The organism is Mesorhizobium sp., from assembly GCF_004962925.1.
Taxonomy (GTDB): domain Bacteria; phylum Pseudomonadota; class Alphaproteobacteria; order Rhizobiales; family Rhizobiaceae; genus Mesorhizobium.
Map to the genome: position 1 here is coordinate 1 of NZ_SUEO01000248.1, position 8,291 is coordinate 8,291.

General features: G+C 59.7%; 5 protein-coding genes and 2 pseudogenes. 2 read left to right on the top strand and 5 right to left on the bottom strand.

Annotated elements, in window-relative coordinates; translation table 11 throughout:
- Positions 1-2,106: 2,106 nt before the first annotated feature.
- Positions 2,107-2,699: pseudogene (pmtA, locus tag E5W87_RS31025) on the top strand (phospholipid N-methyltransferase PmtA).
- A gap of 270 nt (positions 2,700-2,969) precedes the next feature.
- Positions 2,970-3,257, top strand: a complete 288-nt coding sequence (locus tag E5W87_RS31030; RefSeq protein WP_292406431.1) for a hypothetical protein — start codon at positions 2,970-2,972, stop codon at positions 3,255-3,257.
- A gap of 664 nt (positions 3,258-3,921) precedes the next feature.
- Here the strand turns inward: E5W87_RS31030 and E5W87_RS31035 are convergent.
- From E5W87_RS31035 to E5W87_RS31055, 5 genes and pseudogenes are all read right to left on the bottom strand, one after another.
- Positions 3,922-4,218, bottom strand: a complete 297-nt coding sequence (locus tag E5W87_RS31035) for a hypothetical protein (RefSeq protein WP_292406433.1) — start codon at positions 4,216-4,218, stop codon at positions 3,922-3,924.
- Positions 4,215-4,469, bottom strand: coding sequence for a hypothetical protein (locus E5W87_RS31040; protein ID WP_292406436.1), 255 nt, complete (start codon positions 4,467-4,469; stop codon positions 4,215-4,217). The genes E5W87_RS31035 and E5W87_RS31040 overlap by 4 nt, the downstream gene beginning before the upstream one ends.
- Before the next feature lie 595 nt (positions 4,470-5,064).
- Complete coding sequence (gene groL, locus E5W87_RS31045) at positions 5,065-6,720, bottom strand: chaperonin GroEL (protein ID WP_292406439.1); 1,656 nt, start codon at positions 6,718-6,720, stop codon at positions 5,065-5,067.
- Between the two features lie 65 nt (positions 6,721-6,785).
- Positions 6,786-7,079: pseudogene (groES, locus tag E5W87_RS31050) on the bottom strand (co-chaperone GroES); the annotation flags it as partial.
- Between the two features lie 63 nt (positions 7,080-7,142).
- A complete protein-coding gene (locus tag E5W87_RS31055) occupies positions 7,143-7,487 on the bottom strand; it encodes a hypothetical protein (RefSeq protein ID WP_292225050.1) in 345 nt (114 codons plus the stop codon).
- Positions 7,488-8,291 lie beyond the last annotated feature (804 nt).

Consider the following 8,291-nt stretch of genomic DNA (forward strand, 5'->3'; position numbering starts at 1 on the left):
CCTGGTACAAACCAGCTCCTGCGCTCGTCGCTCCACCTCGCTCGCGGAAATGCCTTCCGAAATCGTTCGACAGTCATTCGGTCATAAGGAAAGTTCGCCAAGGCACCGGGGATGTCTTGTTTCTGCAGCGCAGGCTGATGCTTGGGTTCCTCCACGGTCTGCCGTCAATGGTGTTGGATACCCAGAGAAACGTCCCGCCGGCCCGAATGGTTCACTCGCGAGTCACAACGCGACTGGCCGAGCTGTCGCCCGGCAGCGGGCAAGCATTCATTTACCTGCCTTCGACGGAGTTAAGGCAAAAGTCTCGAAAACTCCCGCACCTGGAACTGTACACGCCTACATTGCTAGACGGCACGCCTTCGTTCCGACAAAACTGCGAATCGCGGGGCCACTGGCAATCCGCAGGTCGGCGGGTTCAGGCAATGCTCATAGAAATATGAGCCGCCGACTTTCCTTTTGGCTGTAAAGCTCCGCGGGTAGTCGCTCTCAGTTGTCGTCTCAAATTAATCGGCGGGACGTGGCGACGCGGATGGCTGTCACACGCCGCCATTCGGACGCGCCAGCTTCGTCGGCGGCTTGTCAAGCTCCGTTTCCAAGTAAGCTATTCAGAGCAACGCTCTTATCGGGGATCTCAGTAGCCGGCGCAATCGCGCCCATAACCTTGACAATTGTCGGCATGTAAGGATGCTCCGTTGAGTCCGAAATCGCTGTCATAGTTCATGCGCACATGCACAACTTCCCGCTTACGAACCTCCTTGAAAAGGCCCTACTGCTCGCGCGAGCGCCTCAAGCTACGAGCCAAACTCCTCTAGACCGCGTTGACGCCCGAAATGAGCAGAGGGAGGCGGGTGGATGGCCGCTTTGCGCAGCAAAGCAGGCACTACCTGATCCTCAGGCTCCGCTGCAAAGCGGGCATTCAGTCTTGCCTCGGATCGTAAGGCGCCGCGCGCCTAGCAAGCGCCAGAGCAGACGAGGCCGCACTAGCTTGAACGCAGACTTATATCAGCCGGCAATCACCCGCAGAGGCTCAGCAGTAATTGTCTATCGGGTCGTCATAGCCTTCGCCGGTTAACTCGCAGAACCTCATCAAGGCGCCCTGCAACGAGAATAGGTGAACTCGAGGCGGGTTGGGGCGCCGCAGAGCAGGGCGCGTTCTAACCGATGCCCAACTCGCGTCGTCGCCAAAAGCGGTTCCAGCTGCCCCTATGCGCCTTGGCAGCGAGCTTTGGCTTGGAACAGGACCCAGCGTGAAGCTGCCTAGCAGAAAAATCGCTTCGGCTCCGGTCGTGGAAGGAAAGGCACCGATGGCCTGCGATGATTACCGACCGATAGGAACGGGCCGGGCTCGCAACCTGCTTTCTCTAACAGAGCGAGGCCGGCTTCGTATGGACCGGAAGAGCTACTGTTTCCTTTTTGAGGCTTTCCCTGAAAAGTCTTCTGCCTAAACCTCATTGTTGTAGTCCAGCTGTCGTATTTTCCAAGACCATTACACGGTAGAGTCATAGCACTTGCTGCCTGCGCGGCAGAGAAGGCCATGGCAAGCCGGAACCACGGTAAGACGGCGAAGACCGTCAGGCTCTTCAAAAAAACTATTCAGAGGGGATCGTCATCATCGATCCGGCGGTCGGGAGGCTCGGCCGGTTGAAAAGAGGACGTTGGCAATGGGGCGGCCACGAGATAGCTGGGGTGATCCACGCCACGCACTTGCACGGATCACCTGCCAAAAATGGCGGACCGGTCCCGGAATCGAGCCGCCGTCGCGGGTTTTTTGCGGCCGTAGCGGCCTAGCTGTCTGCTGTGCGCCCGGCGAAGCGCGCAGCAGATGAGAAACCCTGCGTGCGTCGCGCTGGCGCTGATGGTGCAGCCGGAGATACGGCTGCTCGACGAGCCGTGAGGGGCTCTCGAGGCCATGACCGAGATTTCCATACAGGAAGAACTGGCGCGCATCTGAGCAAGAAAAATGTCATCATGGTGGCCAAGGCGTGCCAGCCGGCGCGGGCGTTTCGCGCCTCCGGCGCGGCAATCATCCCTGTGAATCAGGCTTGTTTATATAGCGAAACTTCGACAAAAAGTCGCTCCGACTCGGATCGGGAGAAGGAAGCGGATATGGTCTTTCGATTGAAAGAGCGACTAGGCAAGAAACTTGAGAAGAAGTGCAATTCTTCAAATGTTGGCAGAAGGATAAGAAAGGTGTGGGCGCACTCATGCCCACGTCGATCCACGCGGCGCGCCGCATGGCTAGTGTGGTCAACCCGCATTCTGGATTGCCGGTTTTGGAGCTTGGTGCCGGGACTGGTGTCATCACCAGGGCCATCCTGGAAAGAGGCATCAAACCGCATCGGTTGACTTCGGTCGAATATTCCAAGGATTTTTATGATGGCCTGGTGCGACGCTTTCCGGGAGTGGATTTCCGCTTGGGCAATGCGTTTGCCCTGGAAGAAACCCTGGGGGAGCACCGGGAAAAGTTCGATTGTGTCATAAGCGCAGTGCCGATGTTGAGCTTTCCGATGCAACAGCGCCTCACACTGCTCGAGGATTTGCTTGCACGAATCCCCGCCGGGCGACCTGTGATCCAAATCACCTACGGTCTTCTGTCACCGGTGCTAAAAATGCCCGACCGTTACATCGTTTCTCACTATGATTTCGTCGTTCGCAATGTTCCCCCCGCACAACTCTGGACCTATCGACGAGCAGTGTGACCACAGGGGACGCGAGCGACAGGTGGCTTTCGGAATCCTTGTACAGGACTGCAAAGCCGACTGAACTTGGTGCTGGGGCCAGCCATTCGCGCCCTGGCTGGACCCCTTCCATTCCGCATTTTCTGAGGATCGATTTGATCGCAGCGGAGAGATGATGTTCGGCTGCAAGCATTGAGAGCGGCGAAGCTTCCGCTAACGCCTATATTTCTCCGGTATTTGGGAGATGCATTCCTCGAGACGCGCCCGGCGAAACTTCGCATTGCGAAGTTCATGTCCGGCTTCGAAACGTCGATGGCGTCCTTGAGGTGTGGGCGCTATGAGGTCGCGCTCCAGTTCCGCAATGCGCGCACGCACCTGCCGAGCCTCGTCCTGACGCAACGCCTTGATCCATCCACGCCCGCGCATCGGTCTTCCTGCCAGCACCCCAAAAGCCATGCGGGTTTATCCATCGAGACCCTAATTTCCGGCAAGCCGAAACGCTCGAAATTTAACTTCGGCGCTTTAGCGAAGACAAAGAGGGCTCTTTGGAAAAAAGGCGGCGCTTGGAAGAGCGAATGAAGCGATAGAAGGCCGTCCGTCCTATCGGCCATCTTCGGCTCTGATGTCATGCGCAATCTGTTTATCTGTTTGAGGAGCGCTGAATCTGCAACGGTTTGGGCATGCCGCGGACAAGCGAAACGCTGGCCAAGAGCGCAGGTGCGATCGAGGCATCGGGAGGCGGTTGGTTGTGTGGATAGTCAGCCCTGGCCTATTGCCGATGGCCCAGTGCCGCGCACTTTCGCAGCCATGGTGCCGCAGCACGTCGAATTGGTGTTTTTTGAGCAGTCACTCGGCAAAGGCGAGGGCCTGCATCGACGGTTCTGTGATCGTGTGGCTGACGCCGCGGAGAAAACCGCAGGCCTGTTTCTAGCCCGCTGAGCGCCGCCTACTTGCGGACCAAAGCAGCGGAGAGATGATGTTCGGCTGCAAGTGTGCTTGGCGTGCAACTACTCAATTCACCGGCTTTCGAAAACGTTCTAAGCAGATGGCATGCTCGCCAGCGGCAGCCTCTCCCCAGTCAAACCCGGCTTCGTGCCCGTCCTCAAACGGGAGAGCGGCTGATCAAAGACGCTGCCGGCCTGTCATGGACAGTTCGACAAGGGCAGCTTCAATCCTGGCGCAGTTGACCTACCGCGCAGCTCGGTTATGGCGGAGCACCCATGGCAGGCGCCGCTTCCATCGTTCATGGCCGCAGAGAAACATCTTTCTGCCAGCGCTTCTTCTTGCGAGTCCGTCTGCCTTCAGTCGGTGCGTTCGATGCCTCCGGAATCGGCGCATCGTCAGCCCTCGGCGGCTTAGGAACCGATACGTCGGGCATGACCATGTCCTTGACATCGGGTACTGCTTCACCAATGGCGGCCATGGGCTGAGAACGGATATCTTCACAAGGAAAAATCGGCTCTTCAGCGATAGCGTCAATCTTCGCTACCGCGATATCGTTCGTGATGGCGCCGGCCCAGATTGACTGTGGCCGGTTCACGAGCCCATCTTCTGTTTGATCTCGACGACAAAGGGTCGCTGCTGCCTCTTAGTGCTCTCGGCGGAGGTGGGGAGGTGCGAATGTCGTCTAGGCCGATCGCACGCTTTCGTCCACCCGCCCCCAGGTATTCTCCAACGGTTTTCGAAGACGTTGATGTCTTCGAAGCACGACGCCAGCGGCTCACCGCCGACCTCCCGGCCCGCGCTCTCGATCTCCTGCCCCGCTTTCAGTGCGATCGCCACGATGATCATATGGCCCGCCCAGCCGCCTTGTTGTGCCCATCGCGCAGCCGGAGAAGATTCACGATGCAATGAAGATGGTGGCCGCCCCTGTTCATACCCCACGTTCCCTGAGTATATCAGGCGCGTCCAACGCCTTTTCTGAATCGATCACAGGTGACCGATTCATGCTGTTGATGGACCTGGATTTTCAGCTCCGTTAGAAGGGTCGATCAAGGCCACGCTTCGGGCCAGTGCTTCGTCGTGTTGTTCGCATGCGGTGGGCCCGTGGTGCCGGGTCGGCCCATCGCAACGTCTGACCCTTTCACTACTCTTTGCTTCGCGGCCGCCAAACGCTCACCGGCAGGTGCCAAGAATGGAGCTCGGCGATGGCTCCGAGAGAACTCTGCACAGGAATTTGCCCTCAGCCTTTTTCACAGCGTTCATGCGTTGCACCCGGAGGGTGTCCTCGACTGGAGAAATTCCTTGTGGACGTTCACGCCGCCGTCGGCAACGATGCGCTCCGATGGCGGGCGTTCGCGCTGATCTTTTTTTCGGACCAAGGTTCGCGCCAAAGAAAAGGGCGCCTTTCGGCGCCCTTTCCGTATCTGAAGGCTTATGGGTTGGATTAGAAATCCATACCGCCCATACCGCCCATGCCGCCGCCGCCCATGCCGCCAGGCATGCCGCCGCCAGCCGACTCCTTCTTTGGAGCCTCCGCGATCATGGCTTCGGTGGTGACCAGCAGGCCGGCGACCGAGGCCGCGTCCTGGAGAGCCGTGCGCACGACCTTGACCGGATCGACGATACCCATGGCGATCATGTCGCCATATTCGCCGGTCTGGGCGTTGAAGCCGAACGTCGCGCCTGTGTTCTCGAGGATCTTGCCGGCAACGATCGATGCTTCCGCACCGGCGTTGGCCGCGATCTGGCGAGCCGGAGCCTGCAGCGCGCGACGCACGATGCTGATGCCTGCGGTCTGGTCGGAGTTGGCGCCGGTCGCCTTGATGCTCAGCGAAGCGCGCAGAAGGGCGACGCCGCCGCCGGGAACGATGCCTTCTTCGACGGCCGCACGGGTCGCGTTGAGGGCGTCATCGACGCGGTCCTTCTTTTCCTTGACTTCGATCTCGGTCGCACCGCCGACGCGGATGACGGCAACGCCGCCCGCCAGCTTGGCGAGACGTTCCTGCAGCTTCTCCTTGTCGTAGTCCGAGGTGGTCTCCTCGATCTGCTGCTTGATCTGGGCGACGCGGCCCTGGATCTCGGCCTTCTTGCCGGCGCCGTCGACGATGGTGGTGTTCTCCTTGGAGATCGACACCTTTTTGGCGCGGCCGAGCATGTTGAGGCCGACATTCTCGAGCTTGATGCCGAGGTCTTCGGAAATGACCTGGCCACCGGTGAGGATGGCGATGTCTTCCAGCATGGCCTTGCGGCGATCACCGAAGCCCGGCGCCTTGACGGCGGCGATCTTCAGGCCGCCACGCAGCTTGTTGACGACCAGCGTGGCCAGAGCCTCGCCTTCGACGTCTTCCGAGATGATGACCAGCGGCTTCGAGGTCTGCACGACAGCCTCGAGGATCGGCAGCATGGCCTGCAGGTTGGAGAGCTTCTTCTCATGGAGAAGGATGTAGGCGTCTTCCAGATCCGCAACCATCTTGTCGGCGTTGGTGACGAAGTAGGGCGAGAGATAGCCGCGGTCGAACTGCATGCCTTCGACGACTTCGAGTTCGGTCTCGGCGGTCTTGGCTTCCTCGACCGTGATGACGCCCTCATTGCCGACCTTCTGCATCGCTTCGGCGATCATCGAGCCGACCGAAGCATCGCCATTGCCGGCGATGGTGCCGACCTGGGCAACCTCTTCCGAGGTCTTGATCTTCTTGGCGTTCTTGATCAGCGTCGCGACGACGTCGCTAACGGCGAGGTCGATGCCGCGCTTCAGGTCCATCGGGTTCATGCCGGCGGCAACCGCCTTGTGGCCTTCCTGGACGATCGACTGCGCCAGAACGGTCGCGGTCGTGGTGCCGTCGCCGGCGATGTCGTTGGTCTTCGAAGCAACTTCGCGGACCATCTGCGCGCCCATGTTCTCGAACTTGTCCTCAAGCTCGATTTCCTTGGCGACGGTGACGCCGTCCTTGGTGATGCGCGGTGCGCCGAACGACTTGTCGATGACGACGTTGCGGCCCTTGGGGCCGAGCGTGACCTTCACGGCGTCGGCGAGGATGTTGACGCCGCGCAGCATGCGCTCACGGGCATCGCGAGAAAATTTTACGTCTTTGGCAGCCATTTTTAGCTCCTGGCAGGGGCTTCAATCGAGCCCGGGAATTCAGTTGACGAAAGGGCCTGATATGAGCCGATGATGCCCATGATGTCGGATTCCTTCATGATCAGAAGGTCTTCGCCATTGAGCTTGACTTCGGTGCCCGACCACTTGCCGAACAGGATGCGGTCGCCGGCCTTGACGTCCAGTGGGACGAGCTTGCCAGCTTCGTCGCGGGCGCCGGAGCCGACGGCGATGATCTCGCCTTCCTGCGGCTTTTCCTTTGCCGTATCCGGGATGATGATCCCGCCAGCGGTCTTGGATTCGGATTCGACCCGGCGAACGACCACGCGGTCATGCAGCGGGCGGAACTTCGACTTTGCCATTTTCGGATTTTTCCCTGGTGCGGATGTTGAGGGGTTTTTGTTAGCACTCGCGATGGACGAGTGCTAACGCGATAGTGAGGTAGGCTGTAAGCGGGCACTCGTCAAGACGGACGAGGGGCGAGGAGCTCTGGCCCCCTTCCCGGTGAAGCCCAACGCATACGCGGCATCCGCGTTGATGGCTCCGAGCCCCACATTTCCGTTGAATTCGGCGTCATGACGCCAACTTGCGCGCGCCGCTTCCAAGTCGCCAGTCGTGCTGCCGTCAGCACGAACATAGGGCTGCGCTTCACTTCCCGTCGAAGCCGCGGCAAGCAGCGCCGCCGTCAGCACGCTCCTTTGCAGATGCTTGCCAAAGGTGGAGAGTGAGCGCACCTGCGCCGGGCTGTTGGTGCGAACGTAAGACGTCATTGACAACTCCTTTTTGCAAGTCGAGCCCTTCTCCACCTTCGGCCGCCGTCGACGCGAAGAAGTCCGCATCGCGCTGAAGACGAGCGCTGCGAAAAAGAGAAAGATGTGTTTGATGGCTGCGGCCCCACGGTGCCTTCCAGATTTGAGATCACTTCCGCCGCGATGCGGCTGAAGCTCCTCGCAACGTCACAATCGAATCTGCTGCCAAGCCTCCAGGAAAGGAGAGCATTGCTCATCTCGCGCTTGTGCATGCAGTCAACCTTCGATCCGTGTTGCCACATCTCAAGTGCAAACGCCGTGCCAAAGCTCACTGGGTAGTGAACGCATGGCTCTCCCTGAAAACCTCCACAAATCCAGCATGGTCGATTGTGCGGAACCCGACATGCGTCTTCTGCCACTGTCAGCTTTCGGACAGGCATGACGCGTTTCGCGCCGCCCACCGGTCGATCGATTAGGGGCCGGTCTGTTCGTCTCATAAGAGCGCGTCACGTTGCGTAGCGGCTTCCCGAGCGCCGCCGCCTGACACTGGACCTGCAGGTAGCACCGGCTTCTCATCCAGCCTTGCTTTGGCCCCTTCGCGTATCAGATTCCCGCTGGCGAGCCCTGCTTTCATCGATCGCACCATGCCGGATGTCTGCTCTGGCGCCCGACCCGCTGGCACGATCTCGATCCGGCATAAGGGCGCAGCATCTTTGCAGGCCGTTTCATTCCCGGCGTCCTGCTTGGCTGACAGACCGCACTTGGCGAGCGGTCTCCATGCTCTCTCCAAGGACCATCCCTGCGGCTGGCTTGTCGACCTATGGG

What these genes read in the sequence shown, in the direction of transcription:
- E5W87_RS31030 (WP_292406431.1), top strand. Translation starts at nt 2,970, where the DNA reads ATGTCCGGCTTCGAAACGTCGATGGCGTCCTTGAGGTGTGGGCGCTAT.
- E5W87_RS31040 (WP_292406436.1), bottom strand. Translation starts at nt 4,469, where the DNA reads ATGATCATCGTGGCGATCGCACTGAAAGCGGGGCAGGAGATCGAGAGC.
- groL (WP_292406439.1), bottom strand. Translation starts at nt 6,720, where the DNA reads ATGGCTGCCAAAGACGTAAAATTTTCTCGCGATGCCCGTGAGCGCATG.
- E5W87_RS31055 (WP_292225050.1), bottom strand. Translation starts at nt 7,487, where the DNA reads ATGACGTCTTACGTTCGCACCAACAGCCCGGCGCAGGTGCGCTCACTC.